We start from the raw sequence: 21017 nt of genomic DNA on the forward strand, positions 1-21017 counted from the left end.
GCTCGTTCTGTGCGTGGTACAGGTGTGTGTACGGGTCTACGCGTCCTACTGGTTGCCGCAGGCCGACACGGCGACGGCCGGATCCAGCCACGGCAGGTCGTGCCCCATCCGGTCCCGCTTGGTGCGCAGGTAGCGGAGGTTGTGCTCGCCGGCCTGGACGGGCATCGGCTCGCGGCCGGTGACGTTCAGCCCGTGCCGTACCAGCGCGGACGTCTTGTCGGGGTTGTTGGTCATCAGCCGCAGGCTGTGCACGCCGAGGTCGTCCAGGATCCGCGCGCCGGCCGCGTAGTCACGCGCGTCGGCGGGCAGGCCCAGTTCCAGGTTGGCGTCGAGGGTGTCCCGGCCACGCTCCTGGAGCTCGTACGCGCGCAGCTTGGACAGCAGGCCGATCCCCCGGCCCTCGTGGCCGCGGAGGTAGACGACAACTCCGCGCCCCGCCTCGGTGATCCGGTCCATGGAGGCCTGGAGCTGGGGGCCGCAGTCGCAGCGCAGCGAGCCGAAGATGTCGCCGGTGAGGCATTCGGAGTGGACGCGCACGAGCACGTCCTCGCCGTCGCCGATCTCGCCGTGGACGAGGGCGAGGTGCTCGACGCCGTCGGCGACCGAGCGGTAGCCGTACGCGGTGAAGTCGCCGGAGGCGGTGGGCAGGTGGACCTTCGCCTCGCGGCGGACGGTCGGCTCGGAGGTACGGCGGTACGCGATCAGGTCCTCGATGGAGATGATCGTCAGCCCGTGCTTGCGGGCGAACGGCACGAGGTCGGGCAGGCGCAGCATCACGCCGTCCTCGCCCGCGATCTCCACGATGGCCCCGGCGGGGCGCAGCCCGGCCAGCCGGGCCAGGTCGACGGCCGCCTCGGTGTGACCGTTGCGTACCAGCACCCCGCCTTCCTTGGCGCGGAGCGGGAAGACGTGTCCGGGCCGTACGAAGTCGGCGGGGCCCGCCGAGCCGCCCGCGAGGAGCTGGAGCGTGGTGGCCCGGTCGGCGGCGGAGATGCCGGTGGTGACGCCGTGGGCGGGGCCAGCGTCCACGGAGACGGTGAACGCGGTGCCCATCGACTCGGTGTTGTGGTCGACCATCTGGGGCAGGGCGAGCCGGTCCAGTTCGTCACCCTCCATGGGGGCGCAGATCAGGCCGCGGCACTCGCTCATCATGAAGGCGATGATCTCCGGGGTGGCCTTCTCGGCCGCGATGACGAGGTCGCCCTCGTTCTCCCGGTCCTCGTCGTCCACGACGACGACGGGCCGTCCCGCGGCGATGTCGCGGATGGCCTGTTCGACCGGGTCGAGGGCGAAGTCCTCGACGTTGTCGGTGGAGTACCAGGTGGGCAGTGCGGTGGTAGTCATGCTGCTGCTCCTTCCAGAGAGACGGCGCCGGCCCTGGAGCGCAGCCACCAGTCGCGCATCCCCCACAGGACGAGGGCGAGGTAGATCACGTACACGAGACCGGAGAAGGCGAGCCCGCTGCTGAACGCGAGGGGGACGCCGACGAGGTCGACCAGGAGCCAGGCGAACCAGAACTCCACCAGCCCGCGGGCCTGGGCGACCATCGCGGCGAGCGTGCCGACGAAGATGTACGCGTCGGGCCAGGGGTTCCAGGAGAGGTCGGGGAAGGCGATGAAGAGGCTGCCGACGGCGAGCGTGCCCACGGCGGTGCCGCCCACGAGCATGGCGCGCTCGCGCCAGGTGGCGAAGCGGACGGCGATGGTGCCGTCGGCGTTGTCGCCGGTCCGCCGCCTTCCGCGCTGCCAGAGCCGCCAGCCCCACAACGCCACACCGATGACGAGGAGTTGTTTGCCGACTCCGCCGCTGAGGTCAGCGGAGGCGTAGGCGCCGACCAGGATGACGCCGGACAGGAACTGGGCGGGCCAGGTCCAGATCGAGCGCCGCCAGCCGAGCGCGAGCGCGCCCAGGCCGATCGTGTTGCCGATCATGTCGGACCACAGGATGTGCTGCCCGACGGCGGTGAAGGCCTCGCCGTTCAGCCAGGTCAGGGCGCTCACTGGACGGGCTCCCCGGATCCGGCGCCGAGCAGGCGCTCCACGTACTTCGCGATGACGTCGACTTCGAGGTTGACCGGGTCGCCGGGTCCCTTGTGGCCGAGGGTGGTCAGCGCGAGGGTGGTGGGGATGAGGCTGATGGTGAAGTAATCGGGTCCCGCGTCCACGACCGTGAGGCTGACGCCGTCCACGGTGATGGAGCCCTTCTCCACGACGTAGCGGGTGAGGCCGGCGGGCAGGGCGATCTTGACGATCTCCCAGTGCTCGGAGACCTTGCGTTCGACGACCGTGCCGGTGCCGTCCACGTGGCCCTGGACGATGTGTCCGCCGAGCCGGCCGCCCACGGCCATCGGCCGTTCCAGGTTCACCCGGGAGCCGACGGCGAGCGCGCCGAGGCTGGACCGGTCGAGGGTCTCGGCCATCACGTCGGCGGTGAACGCGCCCCCGTCCAGGTCGACCACGGTCAGACAGACACCGTTCACGGCGATGGAGTCGCCGTGCTTGGCTCCGTCGGTGACGACGGGGCCGCGCAGCGTGAAGCGGGAGGCGTCGCCGAGATTCTCGACGGCGGTGACCTCACCCAGTTCTTCGACGATTCCGGTGAACACTCAGTGCTCCTTCGTGGCGGTGCCCGGGGTGGCGGGCACGGGGGTGGAGGTGTCGGCGACGGCACTGTCGTGGACGGCTGTGGCGGGGAGTGCTGTGGTGGCGTCGGCCTCCCTTTCGGGGACGGCGGTGACGCGCAGGTCCGCGCCGATCCGGGTGCTCTCCGTCATGCGGAGTCGCAACGCCCCGGTGAGCGTGGTGATTCCGGCGTCCCCGAGGGCGTGGGGTCCGGCGCCCAGGAGGACGGGGGCGAGGTAGCCGACGACCTTGTCGACGGCGCCCGCGGCGACGAACGAACCGGCCAGCGCCGGGCCGCCTTCGAGGAGGACGGACCGGACCCCGCGTTCGTACAGCGCGGCGAGCAGGGCGGGGATGTCCAGACCGCGGGCGGCGCGGGGCAGCCGTACGACGTCCTTGAGGTGCCCCCGGCCGTCCAGGTCGGCGTCCTCGGCGACGGCGATCAGGGTGGGCGCGGCGGAATCCAGGATCCGTGCGCCGGGCCGTACGGCGGTGGCCTCGGTGTCGACCACCACACGCAGCGGCTGTACGGCGCCCTCGATGCCCCGTACCGCGAGGTGCGGGTCGTCGGTGCGGGCGGTGCCCGAGCCGACCACGACGGCGTCGGCCTCGGCGCGCAGCCGATGGACGTCGGCGCGGGCCTCGGCGGAGGTGATCCAGCGGCTGGTGGAGTCGGCGGCGGCGATCCGGCCGTCGAGGGTGGCCGCGTACTTCCACAGGACGTGGGGGCGGCCGAGCCGTACGGAGGTCAGCCAGGCGGTGTTACCCGCCTCGGCCTCCTCTTCGAGCAGCCCCCGCTCGACCGTGACACCGGCCGCGCGCAGGGTGTCGGCGCCGCCCCTGGCCCGGGGGTTGGGGTCGGCGACCGCGTAGAGGACCCGGGCGACGCCCGCGTCGACGAGGGCCTGGGAGCAGGGGCCCGTACGGCCGGTGTGGTCGCAGGGTTCGAGGGTGACGTAGGCCGTGCCTCCCCGGGCACGCTCGCCGGCCGCGCGCAGGGCGTGGATCTCGGCGTGCGGGCCGCCGGCCCGCCGGTGGAACCCCTCGCCCACGGGCCGTCCCGAGGCGTCGAGGATGACGCATCCGACGACCGGGTTCGGGCTGGTGGAGCCGAGTCCGAGGGCGGCGAGCGTGATCGCGCGACGCATCGCGTCCGCGTCGGTCACCGCTTCGGCTTCCGTTGCCACCGGGTCCTCCTGCCTCTGGGGCACGGACTCCGGGGCCTGTCGATGACGACAGAGAAACGGGACACATTCGGGGGCGCCAGGGCCGGCGAACCGGCTCGTCCGAGGACGAACCGCCGACGGCGGCATACCCGATCATGGCCCGCCGCGCACTGCCTCCCATCCGGACTTTCACCGTCGGTCCAGGAATCTCACCTGGTCAACCGGCCGCTGGCTGCGGACGGGTCGCGGACTATAACCGCCGGTTCGGAATTACACCGACCCCGGAGTGCGCTGCTTCTGGTACAGAAACAGTGTGCCACGCCTGATCGTCGGCCAACCGGGTGACCTCTGTGTGCTGGCTCACAGACGGTCAGGGCGTGGTGACCGGATCCGTCGGGGCAGGGTCACCGGATGGGCCGGCGCACGGTCGGCGGATCGGCCGGCACACGGTCACCGGATTTCCGCCCCCGGCGCGAACAGCGCGTCCTGCGCGGCGTCCCGCGCGGTGAGCAGCGCCCCGCGCAGGACCGCCGCGCCGCCCAGGGTCCCGGCCCTGACCTCTGTACGCAGCGGGGTCATGGCCGCGAGCCGTTCCTCGACCCGGGCGGCCAGGGCGGCGCCGCCCGCGTGGCCGACCTCGCCGGCCAGGACGACCCGGCCGGGGTCGAGGACCGCGCTGACCGCCGCCGCCCCGATGGCCAGCCGCTCGGCGAGCGTGACGAGGAACGGTTCGCCCTTCTCCTCCGCCGCCAGGGCGGCGCGCACATAGGCGGCGGCGGGCAGTTCCTGGGGCCCGGGATCGGGCGTCAGGCCGTGCCGCTCGCCCAGTTCGCAGACGGCCGCCGAGCCCGCCAGGGTGTGGAAGCCGCCGTCGCAGGCGAGCGCGGACGGCAGCTGCGAGGTGCCGGGCACGGGCAGGAAACCGATCTCGCCCGCGCCGCCGGAGGCGCCTCTGCGGAGTCTGCCGTCGAGCATGACGGCCGCGCCCACGCCGTGGCCGAGCCAGAGCAGGACGAAGGTGTCCTGGCCCCGGGCCGCGCCGAGGCGCTGTTCGGCGAGGGCGGCGAGATTGGTCTCGTTCTCGACCAGGACGGTGGCGGGGAGCCGGTCGTGCAGGGCCGTGACGAGGTGGCGGTGCCACGCGGGCAGCCCGCTGGTCTCGCGCAGTTCGCCGCTGACCGGGTCGACCAGTCCTGGCGCGCCGATGCCGACGCTGTGCAGGCGTACGGCCCCGGCCTCGCGGGCGGTGCGTTCCAGCAGGGCGGCGGCCTGCTCGACGGCGGGTTCGCTGGCCGTGTCGCTGCCGATGGGCAGGGTGGCCTCGGCGAGGGTGGCGCCCAGCAGGTCGGCGACGACGACGGAGACGCTGTGGGTCCGTACGTCGAGCGCGGCGAGATGGGCGCGGTCGGCGACGATCCCGTACACCCGCGCGTTGGGCCCGCGCCGGCGGTCGCCGGTCTCCCCGACGACGTGGACGAGCCCGGACCCCTGGAGGCGTTCGACCAGATCGGCGACGGAGGGGCGGGAGAGCCCGGTCATCGTCTTCAGCTGTCCGGCGGTCAACGGGCCTTCCTGCTGGAGCAGTCGGAGCGCGAGCCGGTCGTTGATGGCACGGGCGGTGCTCGGGGATGCGGCCATGCGGGGATCCTTCCAGATCGCCGGCGGATGTTTTCGCTCGGTGGTCCGCTATCTATCAGGCAGGGTTCCTGATAATTTACTCCCCGCATCGACGGCACGGGTGGCCAGACACACGACCGGCAGGGGAGGACTGGACGCGATGACGACCGAAGCGGTCTACGACGGGGCGAGGTTGCGGCAGGCGCGGAGGGCCGTGATGGCGGTCTTCTGCGTGCACGGCGCCGTGACCGGCAGCTTCGCCACCCGCATCCCCTGGATCCAGGACCACGCGGGGATCAGCGCGGGCCAGCTCGGGCTGGCGCTCGCCTTCCCCGCGATCGGCGCGTCCCTCGCCATGCCGCTGGCCGGCGCGATCAGCCACCGGCTCGGGGCGCGTCAGGCGCTGCGCGGGCTGCTCGCGCTGTGGACGCTCTCCCTCATCCTGCCGTCCCTGATGCCCAACCTGTACGTGCTGTGCCTGGCGCTGTTCGTGTACGGCGCGACGGCGGGCATGGCGGACGTCGCGATGAACGCGCTCGGCGTGGAGGTGGAGAACCGCCTCGACAAGTCGATCATGTCCGGCCTGCACGGCATGTGGTCCCTGGGGGCGCTGATCGGCTCCGCCGCCGGCACCGTGGCCGCGCACCTGGGCACGGACGCGCGGCTGCACCACCTGATCGCGGCCCTGGTGCTGACGGCCCTCGGCCTGCTCGCCTGCCGGCACGTCCTGGACCTGCGCAGCGCGCCCGGCGAGGAGCCGCCGCCGCACTTCGCGCTGCCGCCGAGGTCGGCGCTGCTGATCGGGGCGGTCGGGTTCTGCGCGGTCTTCGCGGAGGGCGCGAGTCTCGACTGGTCCGCGGTCTATCTCCGGGACGTGCTGGACACCTCGGCCGGGGTCGCCGCCGCGTCGACCACCGCTTTTGCCCTCACCATGACGGTGGCGCGGCTCGCGGGCGACCGGGTGGTGGACCGGTTCGGAGCCGTACGGACGGTCAGGACGGGCGGGGCGCTCGCCCTGGCGGGCGGGCTCCTGGTGGTCGTGGCCCCCCATCCGCTGATCGCCATGGCGGGCTTCGGCCTGCTGGGACTGGGCGTGGCGGTGGTCGTACCGCTCGCCTTCGCGGCGGCCGGGCGCAGCGGGCCCAACCCGAGCCAGGCCATCGCGGGCGTCGCGACGATCACGTACACGTCGGGGCTGATCGCCCCCTCGGCGATCGGCGCGGTCGCCGACGCGACGTCGCTGGTGGTCTCCTTCGGGCTGGTGACCGTGCTGGCCTTCGGCCTGATCGTGGGCGCCGGGGTGCTGCGGACGGGCGACCGGCGGCCGGCGGGGGTCAGCGGTCCGGCTCCGGACGCAGCATCGACGAAGACAGCGACCTGACGTGGTCGCTCCAGGCGACGGGCCGCAGGGTCCCGGGGTCGAGGCGGACCACGGTGCGGGTGCCGTGGGCGTACGTCACGGCGGCGTCGGCGGAGCACACGCGGAAGCCGGCGGTGGCCGACGTACGGCCGAGGGGTTCCAGCCACAGGTGTACGGCGTACTCCCCCGCGCGGTCCAGGGCCAGGTCGAAGACGATGTGCAGATCCTTGACGACGTTGAACTCGTCCCCCTCGGCGGCGGCGAACTTCCGGCCGCCGAATCCCTGGCTCTCCCAGTAGGCGATCCAGGCGCGCTCCACCAGCACCGCGTAGCGGCTGTTGTGGAGCAGGCCCATGGGGTCGAAGTCGTCGAAGTACACGGTCAGCGGGACCAGGACGCCGAAGTCGACGTGGTCGGTGGTGGGCTGGGTGCCAGCGGTCACGAGGGGACTCCCGGGCGGTGCGAGACGGCCGAGACGGCCGGTATGGGCGGTTTTATCCTATCCGCCTCTCGCATCCGCGCAGGAGTCCCGCCCGCGCCATTCAGATGAGCGTCTGGCCCGCGATCGAGTCGAGCTGTTCCGCGGCGGGCCGCAGCGCCCAGACGTCGCCGCCGGGCGGTGCCTGGAGCAGCGGGACGGCCGCGCGCGCCTTGCTGTCACCGGCGTCGGCCGCCGCGTGGACGATGTCGCTCGCCGCGTACCGGTAGAACTCCAGCTCCGGATGCGGCCAGGCGGCCGCCCCGGTCGCGGCGGGCAGCAGATAGTCGACGGCCTTGAACAGGCTCTGCCCCTGCGGCCCTTGATAGGCCCAGAGGTCCACCCCGACCTGCTTGCCGATGGCGGCGAGGCGGGTGTACGCCACCAGGTCGAAGGTCGAGTAGTGCCAGCTGCGGGTACGGGTCAGCTCCTGCGGCTGGCGGCCGTCGGCCGCGATCTGCGGATCGATCCGTTTGGCCCGCGAGTCGAGGACGATCTTGCGTGCGAGCGCCTTGTCGCCGGTGGCCAGCGCGAGGGACGCCACTTGGAGGTCCATGAAGGTGCCGTGGTTGTTCTTGGCCGCCGACTCCTCCTTGCCGAAGGGGGAGTTGACCAGCCAGCCGAGGAAGTCCTTGTTCCAGGTCCGCATCCCGTCGCGGTCGCTCTTCGTCCAGCCGGGCGCGCCGGTGTCGAGGATCGCGAGGGCGTCCAGAACGGAGCTGTACTGCTGGCTGAAATCGATGATGCCGATAGCCCTCCCGTCGGTCTTGCAGGGGATGAACTGCCCGTGGTTCAGGTTGGGGTTCATCCGGGTCGCCGGGTCGACGAACCAGGTGCGCAGGACCTTCGCGGCCTGCTCCGCGTACTTCTTCTGGCCCGTGTAGTACCAGGCCAGGCTGAGCGTGGTGGTCGAGTTGAAGACCTTGCCGATGTCGGGGCGGTCGGTGCCCGTGTCGACCTCGGGGTTGCGCTCGCCGTCGCGCTGCACGTACGGGCAACCCCAGGGGTTCTCGGGGGTCTTGGGCTGCGACGCCCAGTAGTACGGGGCCTGGCTGAGGTAGTCATGGGGGTCGCCGCTGGGCGCCGGCCTGGGCTTGTCGACCACGGTCCACGGTCCCTTGTCGAGCCATGAATCGGCCTGCGTGGTCAGGGACTTGAGGGCCTTTTTGAGGGCGGGGTCACCCTTGTCCAGGGCGGTACGGGCCTGCTGGAGCCGCTTCCCGTCGATCACCGGCGTCGCGGGGACGGCGGGGGCCGCGGTGGAGGAGGCGGCGGGGACCAGGACGGCCGCGGCGGTGACCACGGCGGCGATCAGGGTGCCCAGGCGCCTTCGGGGGGTTCCGCTCATCGAGCGCTCCCATCATGTATGTGAACGACATTCACGAACGAGACCGTTGGAGCGTAGAGGCGCCCACTACGACTGACAATGGTTCACACACGATTCACGGATGGGACCGGCCATAGACGTATGTGTCCGGCCGTCGGGTGTGCCGGGCCATCGGGTGTGCCCGGCCATCGGGTGTGCCCGGCCGTCGGGCGGTCCTGGCGGTCCTGCGGAAGCCCCCGCGCTCAGTCCTCCGGCAGCTCGACCGGCGCGATGGCGTCGAACACGTCCCCGGGCCCCGGGTTCGACGGGTCCGTACCGCCGCCGAAGTGGGTCATCACTCCCCACACCGCGTTCAGCGCGGTCTGGACGGCGCCCTCGGCCCACCCCGCCGTCCACGAGATGTCGTCACCGGCCAGGAAGATCCCCCGCTTGTCCGCGGGCAGCCGGTCCTGCATGAAGTGCGTGAACAGCCGCCGCTGGTACCGGTAGTGACCGGGCAGGTTCGCCTTGAACGCGCCCATGAAATACGGCTCGTTCTCCCAGGACACCGTCACCGGACTACCGATGACGTGCCGCCGTATGTCGACCCGCGGATAGATCTCGCGCAGCGAGGTGAGCATGACCTCCATGCGCTCCTCGGCCGACAGCGGCAGCCACTTGAGGCTGTCGTCGCACCAGGTGTACGAGAGACAGATGACGGCCGGCTCGTCGGGACCGTTCTCCAGCAGGTACGTGCCCCGCGTCATCCGGTCCGTGAGCGTCATCGACATGACGTCCCGCCCGGTGGGCCGCCCCTGGTCGTCGCGTGCCTCGTCCCGCCAGAACGGCCGGTCGACCGGCACGAACAGCTTGGACGACTCCATGTAGTGGGTCCGCTCCATCGCCGTCCAGTGGTCGATCGGGAAGAGCGAGTCGTCACAGGCGATCTTGGAGAGCAGCAGCCAGGACTGGGCGGTGAAGATCGCGGCACGGTACGTACGGATCCGGCCCGACGCGTCCGTGACCGTGACGCGGTTGCCCGCGGTCCGGTGCAGCCGGGTCACGGCGGGGCGCGGCTCGCCGTCGTGCAGCGACTTGAGCGAAGTTCCGGCCGGCCAGTGCGTCATCTTCTCCGGCACGCTCGACCAGAGCCGCAGCGGCAACTGCTCGCTGCCGCCCACGATGCCGCGGTGGTGGTCGTCGGCCTCGGTGTAGACGACCCGCAGGATCTCCAGGATCGAGTTGGGGAAGTCGGTGTCCCAGCCGCCGGTGCCGAAGCCCACCTGGCCGAAGATCTCCCGGTGGCGGAAGGACTTGAAGGCGGGCGAGTCGCACAGGAAGCCGTAGAAGGTCTGGTTGTCGAGCTTCTCCACCAGCCGCGCCCAGATCTCCCGGATCCGCGGCACGTCGCGCTCCCGCAGGGCCCGGTTCATGCCGGAGAAGTCCGCGCCCTCCTCCAGGCAGGTGTTCCAGGCGGCCATCACGTCGCGGTAGACCTGCGGGAGGTCGTCGATGGTCCGGGCGTAGTGGGACTCGCCCTTGAGGTCGACGACGGTCGAAGGGGTGCCCGCGGCCAGCGGGTTGGGGAAGGGCCGCGTCTCCAGGCCCACCAGGTCGATGTAGTGCTGGAGCGCGGTGGACGAGGGCGGGAAGCGCATCGCGCCCATCTCGGCGGTCAGTCCGGGGTCGCAGCCCTCGAAGCCGACGGTACGGAGCCGGCCGCCGAGGCGGTCGGCCTCGTACACCACCGGTCTGAGCCCCATCTTCATCAGTTCGTACGCGGCGACGAGGCCGGAGACGCCGCCGCCGATGACGGCGACCTCCGCGCCGTACGCGGTCGCCGGTATCTGCCCGAGACCGGCCGGGTCCTTGAGGAAGTCGTCGTACGCGAAGGGGAAATCGGGTCCGAACATGGTGATCGGCGGCAGCGCCGGCTCGACGTGCTCGACAGCGGTGGGCACCGTCATGGGGTACGGACTCCTTGCGGGTACGACTGGCTCAGGGGTGGGGCGGATTCGGGGGCGGGGCGGGTTCGGGGCGGTGGAGTGAGAAGTCGTTCAGCCGAGCGAGGTGTACAGACCGGGGCGGCGGTCCAGCAGATACGGATTGGCCTCGCGGGAGGCGCTCAGCAGCGCGGGGTCGACCTCACCGAGGACCAGCTCCTCCCCGCGTCCGGCGCGCGTCCGGGTCGCGCCGTCGGGTCCGGCCAGGCAGCTCAGCCCGACAAACTCGAACTCGCCTTCCTGGCCGGTCCTGTTCACGTACGCCACGTACATCTGGTTCTCGAAGGCCCTGACCGGTACGACGGATTCGGGGACGAACTCAAAGGGGTGCATCTGTGCCGTGGGCACGAGCAGCAGGTCGGTGCCGGCGAGGGCGTGGGCCCGGACGTTCTCCGGGAACTCGACGTCGTAGCAGATCAGCAGTCCGAGCCGCAGCCCGCCCAGCTCGGCCTGGACCACGGGCCGGTCACCGGGGGTGAAGTGCGCGTGCTCGAACGGACCGAAGAGATGGGTCTTGCGATAGTTCGCGAGCCGCGCGCCGTCGGGGGCGATGACCTGGGCCGCGTTGAAGACCCGCTCGCCCTCGCGCTCGGGGTAGCCGTACACCACCGCGATCCCGTGCCGGGCGGCGATCCGGGCGACGGCCCCGGCACTGGCCCCGTCGGCGGGCTCGGCCAGCCGGGACACCTCGTCGCCGATCGCGTACCCGGTCAGGAACATCTCGGGGCACACCAGCAGCCCGGCACCGGCCTCGGCGGCGCGGCCCGCCGCCGTGTCGAGCGCCGCGAGATTGCCGGACACGGCACCGGGCCGGCCGGAGCTCTGGAGCAGGGCGGTGCGGAGCGACGGCATGGCGGGACCTCGCACGGTACGAAAGGGGTTCTGGGGGACGTCTCGACCGTACGGGCCGCCGCCTGGCCGGGACAAGACACGTCTGTTGCGCGCCGACCACCGATCTGTTGCGCGGGGGCGGGCGGGCGCGGCGATTTGTTGCGTGGGGTGCGTCGCCGACCGCGCGAGGGGGGTCTCAGCCCTGCCGAGCGGGTGAGCCCGGGGCCCCGGGGGACCCCGACGAGTAGCGCCTGAGCAGGGGCGACAGCACCAGCACCGATTTAGTCCGCTCGACATAGGGCTCGCCCGCGATGCGCTCGAGCACCTGCTCGAAGTGACGCATGTCGGCGGCGAACACCTGGACGATCGCGTCGGCGTCCCCGGTGACGGTCGAGGCGGACGCGATCTCCGGGTAGCGCTCCAGGCCCCGGTGGATGGCTTCGGGCGAGGTGTTGCGGCTGCAATAGATCTCGATGAACCCCTCGGTCTGCCAGCCGAGCGCGGCGGGGTCCACCCGTACGGTGAATCCGGTGATGGCCCCCTCGGCCCGCAACCGGTCGACACGCCGCTTGACGGCCGGCGCGGACAGCCCGACGAGCGCCCCGATGTCCGCGAAGGAACGGCGGGCGTCCTCGGCGAGGGCGTGGACGATGCGTTCGTCGAGATCGTTGAGTCGCACTGCTGGTGGTTCACTTCTCTGCGGTGGCGGGGCGGCGGAGGCCGTCACCGAAGTAGAACACGGTGGGTCAGCGCGCGTCGCGAACCGGGGCGGGTGGGGGGCGGTGGGCGCGGTTGACGGCGAGGGGGGCGCTGGCGGCCTTCGGCTCGTTCCATGACCGTCTCGACACGTTGGCGTCCAGATCTGCTGTCGCCTTCACCTGGTCGTAGAGCAGATGTGCGTCGATGTGTTCGGCGGCCCCGGGAACGCCTTGTGCCAGGACGCGGACGAGCGCGCCGGTGAAGCGCGACGGCGGCCCGAGGTAGTCCTCGGGTCCGAGAGACTGAGCGGACGACGCCGCCAGCACCACGGCGTACCGGTCGAGCGTACCGTCGCCTGCCGGGAGGCTCGCGCCCTCTCCCCACGCTGAGTTCAGGCGCTCGCCGGACAGGAGTCCCTGGTCGACCACCGTCCTGGTGACCATGCAACAGTCCAGGATGACGACCTTGTACCGGGCAGCGCTCCGCCGAACGATCCGGGTGACCGCTTCGTAGCGCAAGCCTGTGTGCCTCGCGTTCGGATGCGTGTCGGACAACACGAAGGTGAGGGACCCGGTGCCGGGCTCCACCAGTGTGTGGCCGGCGAGGTAGACCAGCAGCGTGTGCGTGGCCGCGTCGGCGGCGTCGGCGATCGCAGCCAGGATTCCAGCGGCGTCCGGCACGTCGAGCGCCACGCGCGTGCGGTGCGCGGCGAAGGCCCCGCCCGCCGTGTCCTTGAGGAGTTCCGCCAAGGCGCTCATCCCCTCGGTGACCCCGGGGAGGTCCGGCAGGTGCTGGTAGTGGGCGGTTCCCACCAGGACGGCGTTCGAGTGCTCCGGGTCCGCGACCGACTGTGCGCGGGGCGGGGGCGTAAGCAGCCACGCCTTGATTACCGTGCCCGCCGCGTCCAAAGCCACCGGCTCGAATCGTCCGGGCAGTGCAGCGGTGACCTCCGGGTGCAGCGCCTCGGAGACGATGAGCCCGTACTGCTGGGACGGCCGCCCGAACACACTCTCGCGCAGGGCCATGGAATCGAGCAAACGAGCCACCCGGCCCACTACGGCTCCTACGGCCCCGGACTCGGTCCTCTGAATGGGCCCCCGATCCAGCGCTACCCGGATACCTGGATGCCGCCGCTGGGCATAGGCCCGGGTCACGCCCGCCGAGAGATCGTCGAGGAACGCGGAGACGACTGCGGGCTCGTCCAGGCGACCGGGAAGGACGAAGAGAAAGCCGTCCCCCAAGTCGTGACTCTCGTAGTACGGAACCTCCGTAGCCGCCGCAGCGTGGAAGACGAGTTCACGCACGATCTCCCGCTCCGCGTTCTGGCCGCGCCCGCTCATATCCGCGTAGCCGACGATGCTCACGGCCACGCACACCCCGTGCTCGAACTGGTTCGACGTGACCTGGTTCCGGACGGCGGCGGCGCGCATCGTCTCGAACTCCGCGATCGTGCGCGGCCGATGACCGCGCTCGCGCGCCAACTGCCGCAGATAGGTGACAAGAAGGGCGAAAACGGAGCCCGACGACGGGACGGTCTCTCCCCGCAGCCACGCACCGACCGTCGACTTCGCCAGGGACACGGAGCCGGACATGGCGCTGACCCGGCTGCTCAGTGAGGCATGGGTGGGGGAACCGGCCTGGTTGTGCAGCAGGGACAGGGCCGTGAAAAACGCCGTCCTGGCGTCGGAGGACACACGCGGGCGTGTCACCACACCGGCCTCTGGCGACGGGGGCGGCGAGACGGCGACGGAAGGAGGCGCCACCGTTTCCCGCATGCCCCGCCACGCGTGGTGGCGCAATGCGACCACGGCTCCGGAAGCGCCGCGCAACAGCATGGCGCACTCGCGCAGCGGAGTCGGACCGTCCGGGTCGTTGCTGTCGTCCACGACGATCAGGAACGACACGGGATCCGACACGCCCATCTCGCTGACGGCCCACCCGTCCATGACGTCCGCCCAGGGGCGGGACGCCTCAATTCCGATGGGGATGGAATATCCGTCCGTAGGCCAGATCATGTCTTCGCGGCTCAGGACGGACTTGCCCCGGCTTTCCTCCCTCGCCACCACGATCCCGTACTGGTTCAGGTGGCGGGAGAGCATTTCGGCTTGGAACAGCGGTGTTCCGGTGTACGGGTTGTCCCATGGCGGCGCGACCAGATAGGCGAGCAACCTGAGTAGGAGCAGCTCGGCATCACGGGGAATCTCCGACAGGCGCATCGTGTGCTGCATCTCCGCGAAAGCGTCACGGACCGCCTCGGGAGCGGTGGCCAACACGCGGCCGAGATACTGGTCACGCACCGCGTCCCTGACTCCGGCCGGCGGATGTCGCGGCGCCGCCGGTTGTCGCAGCAGCGCGTCGACAAAGGACCAAGGAGGCACCGTGGTGCCATCCAGATACTCGGCAAGCAGCGCCTCGGGCACCGCGCTCTCCCGCGCGTAGTCCACGGTGGAGCGGCCCGCGGCGCCGAGCAACACCCCCAAAGACGTGCTCAACGTGCCCCCCGGAATCGCCGCGTACCACTCCTCCGCCGGCCGCACCGCCACAGCGGATCCCACGACCACCTCCGGCACCAGCCCGAACCGCCGCTGAAGCGTCGGCCCCAGCCGCGCGAACGGTCGCGACGTGCCGTCCTCGTCCGCCCCCTCCGGAGCCGGCGGCACCAGCCACGCCGGAAAGTCCGAGGACCGTCCGACCAGCGCCTCGATCCGCTCCCCCACCCGGTCGCTCACGTCGATGAGGTCCGACGTGGGTACCGCGTCCAACAGCAGGTCCTTCGCTTCCGCCGTGAAGTCGAAGAAGCGGTGGCGACCGCCCTCCCACAGCCCTCCCAGCGGCGGCACCGGCTGGAGCAACCCCCCGAGCAGCACCTCCGCCAGCGGCGCCAGCCCCCTCCCCCCGTCCAGGCAGGAGTGGACCAGTTGCATGACCGGCACGCTCACCGGCGCCATGGCCGCGAGGTGGGCAGCCAGGCGCACCGCGCCGGGTGACGCGGCGCGGCCGAAGTCCTCGGCGGAGACCGGGCCGGAGCGCACCGCCCCACCCGCCGCTTCGTGCGGCATCCACAGGCGCAGCGGGACGGGGCCGCCGGTGGCGGTGGTCGCGGCGGCCCAGGCCGCCAGGTCCGGGGCGTTCAGTTCCAGGACGGGAACCGGCAGCTCGGGGGCGGGGAAGACGTCCGGGGGCAGGACGGGGTGCGCGACCTGCCAAGCCCGGTTCGGCGCGCCGGGCCGGGGCGCAGTGACGTGCCAGGTGTCCGCCTGGACACCGGTGCCCGCCCAGAGGCGGCGCGGCAGCGTGTGGATCACGGCCGTCGGCCCCGCCTTGGCCCACCGCCCGAGAACCGCCGCCATCCGCCCGTCCCGCCACGCGGAACCCGCCCCGTCCGTGACCACCAGGATCATCGTCCGGGCCGAGAGGTCCGCCACCGAACGCCCGGGGCGCGTCGCGGCGGCCGACGACCACGGCCGGCCCAGTCGTACGTCGGGATCGCCGGGGCCGTAACGGATCTGATGGACGTCCACCTGGCGGAACGCGCCGCTGCGTTCAAGGACGGCTTGCAGTTCGGCGCAGTGGCGTTCCCACAGGGCCATGGACAGGCCGCCGTCGATGACCAGGGCCAGTCGCAGCCACCGTTCCGGCCTGGCCCGCAGCACCAACTGAGGGGTGTCCGTGTCCGCCTGGGCCGCCGCCGTGGCCGCCTCGTCGAGTTCGGTCGGCCGGCGCCCCGGCCGGCGCCGCTTGAGCGGCCTCAGGGCCCTGCCGAGCGCAAGCTCCTGGTCCAGCGCCTTCGCGCCCGGCATCCACAGCGCCGGGCCCGGCGCCCCCGCGCCGGAAGGGGCGCCCACCGCCCCGGGGATGCGGGGCGGTTCGGGTGGGACGGCGGGCGGTGCCCCGGCCGCGTCGGCGAGCAGATCCTCGGGGTCGGCCTCCTCGTCCGCCGGTGGCGGGACGCCCGGTCCCCCGGCGGCGGGGGCGGGAGGATGCGTGAGGTCCCGGGAGGCGGTCGCGAGGAGCGGCGCCGCGACCCCGCGCGGGACCACGCCGGCCAGCCAGAGGGCGTCGAGGAAGAACTCCTCGTCCTCCCGCTCCCAGGGGATCCCCGCCTCCGCGAGGATCGCGCGCGCCGTCCGGAACATCGGTCAGCCGCCCGAGTTGAGCCGGTGGAGCAGGGTCTTGAGCAGCCCGTCGGCGTCCAGCCGGGCTCCGCCGCCGCGCAGGAACACCGCGTTGAGGAGCTGGTCGGTGGCCAGTTCGCCCACGGCCCGCTGGTTCAGGAACGCGGTGACCAGGTCTTCCGCCCCGGCCAGGGCCTGGGGTCCGAGATGGCTGGAGATGATCGCGCGGAGCCGTGTCTCGTCCGGGTCCCCGAGGTGCAGGGGCAGGCAGCGGCGGCGGAACGCCGGGGGGAAGTCCCGCTCGCCGTTGCTGGTGATGACCACGACGGGGAACTCCGTGCAGCGGACCATGCCCCGCGTCACCAGGGACCGCCGGCGCGGATCCGCCGTCAGCACGTTCACCTCGCTCTGGTCCTCGGGCAGCCGGGACAGTTCGGGGATCTCGAACGTGCCGTCCTCGAACACGGTCAGCAGATCGTTCGGCAGGTCGATGTCGCCCTTGTCGAGTTCGTCGACCAGGAGGAGCCTCGGGCGTTCCGCCGGGACGAGCGCGGTGCCGACGGGGCCGAGGCGGACGAAGGTCCCGATGTCGGGGGCGTCCCCCGGGGAGTCCCTGTGCAGGTTGGTCTCCTGGAGCCGGCCGATGGCGTCGTACCGGTACAGGGCGTCCTGGAGCGTGGAGCGGCTGTTGACGGGCCAGTGCAGCACCGGTCCCAGGTCCAGTTCATGGGCGATGGCGGCGGCCAGCGACGACTTCCCGGTGCCCGGATGCCCGGTGACCAGCAGGGGGCGCCTCAGGTGCAGCGCGGCGTTGATGACGTCGGTCTCGGCCGCGCCGATCACATACCGGGGCGCGTCGTCGTCCTCGCCGGCGGGCTCCGCGTCCGAGAAGCGGCGCCAGGGCGGGGCGGCCGGGAGGGGTGTCGTACGGCAGGTCCCGTCGCCACGGAAGAGCCGCCAGGCGGCGTGCTCGCCGGAACCGACGGGTCCGCCGGGCTCGGGGACGGACGTGCCGGACACCTCTGGCACGCCGGACACCTCGGGCTCGTACGTCATCAGGAACTCGCTTCTTGAGGTTCGGACAGTTCGGTGAGCGACAGCACGGGCGGCAGGGGGCGGTCCTCGTCCTCGAACAGCAGGCCCGGTCGTACGGGATGGGCCTCCGGGTCCCCGCACACCCTCGCCCGGTAGTCCCTGACGCGGCCCGGCAGCCGGTCCACCGGGTCCTCCGGTGCCAGCGGGTCGAAGTGCGGAGGCGGTACGGCGTCCGTCGCGCGCTGGTCCCACAGGACCACCGGGTAGCCCAGGTAGAGGGCCAGCTGGACCAGGTCCCCACGGGCCTTCATCCCCGCGCGGACCACCACCCGCGACGCCTCACTGTCCGTTTTCAGCGCCCCGTACGCGGCACGGCCCTCCGCGTGCCGGTCGTCCAGGTAGACCACCTTGCCGCCCGCGCGGCCGGCCCACCGGTGCCGCAGCTGGTCGCGGCGCCGCTTCTCGCCGTCGGGGGAGGCCAGCGGCGCGGAGCGCACCACGGTCGCCCGTTCGACGCCGAGCACGTTCGGCACGGGGTCGCCCGGGTCCGCGCCGTCCCAGGTCTCGACGGGCAGGTGCAGGGCGTCGGGTTGCAGCAGGACCTCCACCATCGGCTCACCTCCCACCAGCGGGTGCAGTTCGTGGATCGCCCGCTCGATGCGGCCGACCACCTGACTCGGTGTCAGCGGGGCGCTGTGCTCGTCGGCGGACCTGACCAGTTCGCCGGTGCCCGTGTCGACCCATATCGCGCAGGTGTAGAGATCCGGGTTGCCGGCGCCGGGGCGGTCGCCGGCCCGCACGGCGGAGCCGGCGACACCGGAGGCACCGCCGACACCGGAGAGACCGCCGACCCCGGCGAACGCGGTGTCGGCATCCAGTTGTACGAGAACGCGCGGCGGACGCGCGGAGCCGTCGAGAGCGGCGGCCCACGCGTCGGCGTCGGCGCGCCGCTCGTCGAGGCCGCCCGCGCGCACCCCGAGCCGCTCGGCCACCCGGTCCCCCCACTCCCGAAGTCCCGCGCGCAGCGCGGGCGTCGCGGCGGCCGCCACGTGCTCGGTGAAGCGCACGACAGCGGGGACCAGCGGTGTCCCGCCGTGCTGGACGCTCAGCCCGCCCAGGCGCTCTTCGAGGTGGTGCACGGCCGCCATGAACTGCCCGGCGGGGCACGCCTCGTACGGCTCGCCCTCCGTAGGAGGCAGCCACGCTCCCCCCATCGGCGTGGCCACCCGTACGGCGGCGGCCGTCACCGAGACCGGGGGCAGCGGGGCCGCCCCGTCGGCCAGCGCGCTCAGGAAACCGTGCTCCCCCGGTGACAGCAGTCCGGGCGCTCCCTGCGAACGGGCCAGGGACAGGAACAGGTCGGCCGCTTCACGGTCCTTCGGGAACACCACTTCGGTCAGCGCGGCCATCGCCCGGGGCACGGAGAGCAGGATCTCGGCGAACGTCTCGTCGCTGTCCTGGGGCAGGAGCCCGGGGACCCCGCAGCCCGCCACCACGTGGTCGACACACCGGCGGCGGTGCTCCGCGTCCGTGAGCGCGTTGCGCAGGGCGAGGGCCACCCGGTCCCGGCTGCCGGGCGCCACCGCACGGCGGGGCGCCGGAGACCTCAGCATCTCCTCGGAGCCGTCCAGGGTCCTGATGTGCAGGCTGGTGGGCGTCTGGAGCGGGCCCCCCTTCGTGTGCAGATCCTCGAACCGTCCCTTGACGTGTGTGACCAGCCGGGTCAGGTCGGGCCGCAGGTCGACGGCATGCCCCTCCAGCCAGTCGTTCACGACCCGGGAGAAGACCCCGCTGCGGCGTTCCGCGTCGTTCTCGGCGACCTGGCCCCGCCCGGCCGCGTGCAGGACGAACTGCTCCTGCTCCCGCCGGGGAGCGCGGGGGAAGCGGGCGACCGCGGGCCCCGCCGGTTGGTGCAGATGCTCCAGGAAGGTGGCGCAGGCGTCGAAAAAGAAGACCTGCCGGGAGAAACCGGACAGGTCGGCGCGGGCGAGGTGCTCGCGCAGGTCGGTCGCGTCGATGCAGCGTTTGTCGTTCAGCGAGGCGTCGGGGCACAGCAGCAGGCGCCGGTCGCCGTGGTCGAGGACCCCGTGGCTGCCCCAGAAGACGTACAGCACGTCGCCCGCCCGCCCGTCGAGCCCCCCGGTGAAGGCGTCCATGAGCTGGTCGCGCGACCCGACCTCCTGCCACGTGACGTCGGCCGCGTGGGCCTGTGCGTCCAGTTCCGGCACGCTGTCCGCCAGCGGCGCCAGCAGCAGCTCGATGTTCCCGCCGGGCACGCCGCCCTTCCGCAGCCACCGCGCGAAGCGCAGGGCGTCGGCGGAGGCGCCCGGCAGACTCCAGCCCGGGTGGCGGGGGTACGCCTCCAAGCCCACGGCCACGGCATGGATGCGCGCGGGATCCACGCCGTTCAGCCCGTCCATGCGCATGTGATGTTCAGCCCATCCACGCACCGATCGCGCCCCAGACCTTGGAGTTGGACCAGTAGGCACTGTGCGCGAACGGGAAGGGCTGCCGGTTGTCGACTTCCTGGTCGTAGGCGTGCCGCGGGAAGACCCCGGCGGCGGCGAACGAGAGCAGGTCGCGCCGGTCGTACAGGTTCAACCAGCGCCGGGGGAAGTGGTCAGGGAGTGTCTGCGGGTGTTCGAGCGAGACGAGGGCGCCGGTCTCGTAGAAGAACGGCGCCTGGGAGCCGACCGTGATCAGCTGGTCGACCCGCTCCGCCTTCTCCTGGACCAGCAGGTCCACACAGGCCACCCCGCCCAGGCTGTGCGCGACGACGGTGATGTGATCGCCGGGCGCGTGCTCGATCGTGCGCCTGATCAGCCGGCGCAGGGATTCCCCCCGCGCCTGGTAGCGCAGGATGTCGCCGACGCCGGGCACGACCATCGTGTCGCTGTGGCTCCCCCGGCGCCGGCCCGCGTACCGGGTCAGAGCCCGCAGGGCGGGGGTCGCGGCGGCCTTGGCCACGGTTCCGGAGAGCGTACGGCCCTGCGTGTGCAGGTCCGCGCCGAGCAGCGAGAGCAGAACGTCCCGCCGGGAACCGTCCACGGCGTCCGCGCCCTCGTCCACCGACGCGGCCAGGGCGGTGGCCACCACCGCGCGCGCGAACGCGTGCCGGTGTTCGTAGCCGCCCTCGTCCGCCGTGACGGAGGCGTCGCGCAGCTCGGGGGACGCGGCGACGGTACGTAACGCCGTGTCGAGGAAGACGTCCAGGCCGTCGCCCGCGAACGCGGCCCGCACCTCGGGGGACGGTGTGTAGCGCGTCAGGTCCGCGAGGAGCTTCTGCGCCGGGCTCTGCCCGCGTCCCAGTCCGGAGACCACGGCGGGGCGCAGGCCCAGTAACCGCAGTTCGTATCCGGGGTCGCGGTAGAGCACGCCCCAGACGGCCACGTCCTCGTCGTCCTGCCGGCCGCCGCCGGCCTTCCGGTAGCCGGGGATCGAGACCCCGCCGAGGGCCAGCTCCGCCCCCTCCTCGCGACCCCAGAAGCAGCCCCGCACCTCAAGCCCCTCGCGAAGACCGGTCAGTTCGGACCGTACGGTCGCGAACGTCTTGTTGTAGTCGTCGAGCCGGACACCCGTCCCATGAACAAAAACGACAGACCGCCGCACACCCCACCCCCCACACCTTCGTACTGTCCCCGTGAGGAAGACGCCGGCCGACCGCGTTTCGTGAGGTCTCCGTTTCCCGTTCCCCCCGGCGATGCTAACGCTGCCTCCGTTCCCGGTCGGCGCTTTGACGGAATCGCCCCGGCTCCCTCCCACCTGCCCCTCTGCCCCATACGACGG

15 protein-coding genes and 1 riboswitch are annotated in these 21017 nt (G+C 72.3%); of the genes, 1 reads left to right on the plus strand and 14 read right to left on the minus strand.

The window, feature by feature from the left end:
• Nucleotides 1-45: 45 nt before the first annotated feature.
• From ACIO1C_RS21595 to ACIO1C_RS21615, 5 genes are all read right to left on the minus strand, one after another.
• Nucleotides 46-1344, minus strand: coding sequence for a bifunctional 3,4-dihydroxy-2-butanone-4-phosphate synthase/GTP cyclohydrolase II (locus ACIO1C_RS21595; protein WP_401865931.1), 1299 nt, complete (start codon nucleotides 1342-1344; stop codon nucleotides 46-48).
• Complete coding sequence (locus ACIO1C_RS21600; protein ID WP_401865933.1) at nucleotides 1341-2000, minus strand: nicotinamide riboside transporter PnuC; 660 nt, start codon at nucleotides 1998-2000, stop codon at nucleotides 1341-1343. The genes ACIO1C_RS21595 and ACIO1C_RS21600 overlap by 4 nt, the downstream gene beginning before the upstream one ends.
• A complete protein-coding gene (locus ACIO1C_RS21605) occupies nucleotides 1997-2605 on the minus strand; it encodes a riboflavin synthase (protein WP_401865935.1) in 609 nt (202 codons plus the stop codon). Before ACIO1C_RS21605 ends, ACIO1C_RS21600 begins: the two co-directional genes overlap by 4 nt.
• On the minus strand, nucleotides 2606-3769 hold the full coding sequence (ribD, locus tag ACIO1C_RS21610) for a bifunctional diaminohydroxyphosphoribosylaminopyrimidine deaminase/5-amino-6-(5-phosphoribosylamino)uracil reductase RibD (protein ID WP_401866352.1): 1164 nt from the start codon (nucleotides 3767-3769) through the stop codon (nucleotides 2606-2608).
• A 181-nt stretch (nucleotides 3770-3950) separates the two neighbouring features.
• Nucleotides 3951-4081, minus strand: a riboswitch (FMN riboswitch).
• Between the two features lie 156 nt (nucleotides 4082-4237).
• Entirely contained in the window at nucleotides 4238-5425 is a 1188-nt protein-coding gene (locus ACIO1C_RS21615) for an ROK family transcriptional regulator (protein ID WP_401865937.1), read from the minus strand.
• A 139-nt stretch (nucleotides 5426-5564) separates the two neighbouring features.
• Here ACIO1C_RS21615 and ACIO1C_RS21620 point away from each other — a divergent pair, with 139 nt between their 5' ends.
• Nucleotides 5565-6785: an MFS transporter gene (locus ACIO1C_RS21620; protein ID WP_401865939.1), complete on the plus strand. Its 1221-nt coding sequence runs from the start codon at nucleotides 5565-5567 to the stop codon at nucleotides 6783-6785.
• Here ACIO1C_RS21620 and ACIO1C_RS21625 read toward each other — a convergent pair.
• The 9 genes from ACIO1C_RS21625 to ACIO1C_RS21665 all read right to left on the minus strand — a co-directional run bounded on the left by ACIO1C_RS21625 (nucleotide 6739) and on the right by ACIO1C_RS21665 (nucleotide 20840).
• A complete protein-coding gene (locus tag ACIO1C_RS21625) occupies nucleotides 6739-7206 on the minus strand; it encodes an acyl-CoA thioesterase (protein ID WP_401865941.1) in 468 nt (155 codons plus the stop codon). The two genes, ACIO1C_RS21620 and ACIO1C_RS21625, sit on opposite strands and share 47 nt — an antisense overlap.
• Before the next feature lie 100 nt (nucleotides 7207-7306).
• Nucleotides 7307-8590: an alginate lyase family protein gene (locus ACIO1C_RS21630; RefSeq protein WP_401865943.1), complete on the minus strand. Its 1284-nt coding sequence runs from the start codon at nucleotides 8588-8590 to the stop codon at nucleotides 7307-7309.
• 221 nt (nucleotides 8591-8811) lie between these two features.
• Nucleotides 8812-10515: a flavin monoamine oxidase family protein gene (locus ACIO1C_RS21635; protein WP_401865945.1), complete on the minus strand. Its 1704-nt coding sequence runs from the start codon at nucleotides 10513-10515 to the stop codon at nucleotides 8812-8814.
• Between the two features lie 90 nt (nucleotides 10516-10605).
• Nucleotides 10606-11403, minus strand: a complete 798-nt coding sequence (locus ACIO1C_RS21640; RefSeq protein WP_401865947.1) for a carbon-nitrogen hydrolase family protein — start codon at nucleotides 11401-11403, stop codon at nucleotides 10606-10608.
• 175 nt (nucleotides 11404-11578) lie between these two features.
• Nucleotides 11579-12061 (minus strand): Lrp/AsnC family transcriptional regulator, encoded by a 483-nt coding sequence (locus tag ACIO1C_RS21645; RefSeq protein WP_327237570.1) that lies wholly within the window; start codon nucleotides 12059-12061, stop codon nucleotides 11579-11581.
• Between the two features lie 67 nt (nucleotides 12062-12128).
• Complete coding sequence (locus ACIO1C_RS21650; RefSeq protein WP_401865949.1) at nucleotides 12129-16217, minus strand: SAV_2336 N-terminal domain-related protein; 4089 nt, start codon at nucleotides 16215-16217, stop codon at nucleotides 12129-12131.
• A gap of 3 nt (nucleotides 16218-16220) precedes the next feature.
• Nucleotides 16221-17252, minus strand: a complete 1032-nt coding sequence (locus ACIO1C_RS21655) for an AAA family ATPase (RefSeq protein ID WP_401865951.1) — start codon at nucleotides 17250-17252, stop codon at nucleotides 16221-16223.
• Complete coding sequence (locus tag ACIO1C_RS21660) at nucleotides 17252-19651, minus strand: hypothetical protein (protein WP_401865953.1); 2400 nt, start codon at nucleotides 19649-19651, stop codon at nucleotides 17252-17254. Before ACIO1C_RS21660 ends, ACIO1C_RS21655 begins: the two co-directional genes overlap by 1 nt.
• 13 nt (nucleotides 19652-19664) lie before the next feature.
• Nucleotides 19665-20840, minus strand: coding sequence for a hypothetical protein (locus tag ACIO1C_RS21665; RefSeq protein ID WP_401865955.1), 1176 nt, complete (start codon nucleotides 20838-20840; stop codon nucleotides 19665-19667).
• Nucleotides 20841-21017 lie beyond the last annotated feature (177 nt).

The sequence above is a fragment of the Streptomyces sp. NPDC087420 genome (assembly GCF_044744165.1).
In the GTDB taxonomy this organism is placed as follows: Bacteria; Actinomycetota; Actinomycetes; order Streptomycetales; family Streptomycetaceae; genus Streptomyces.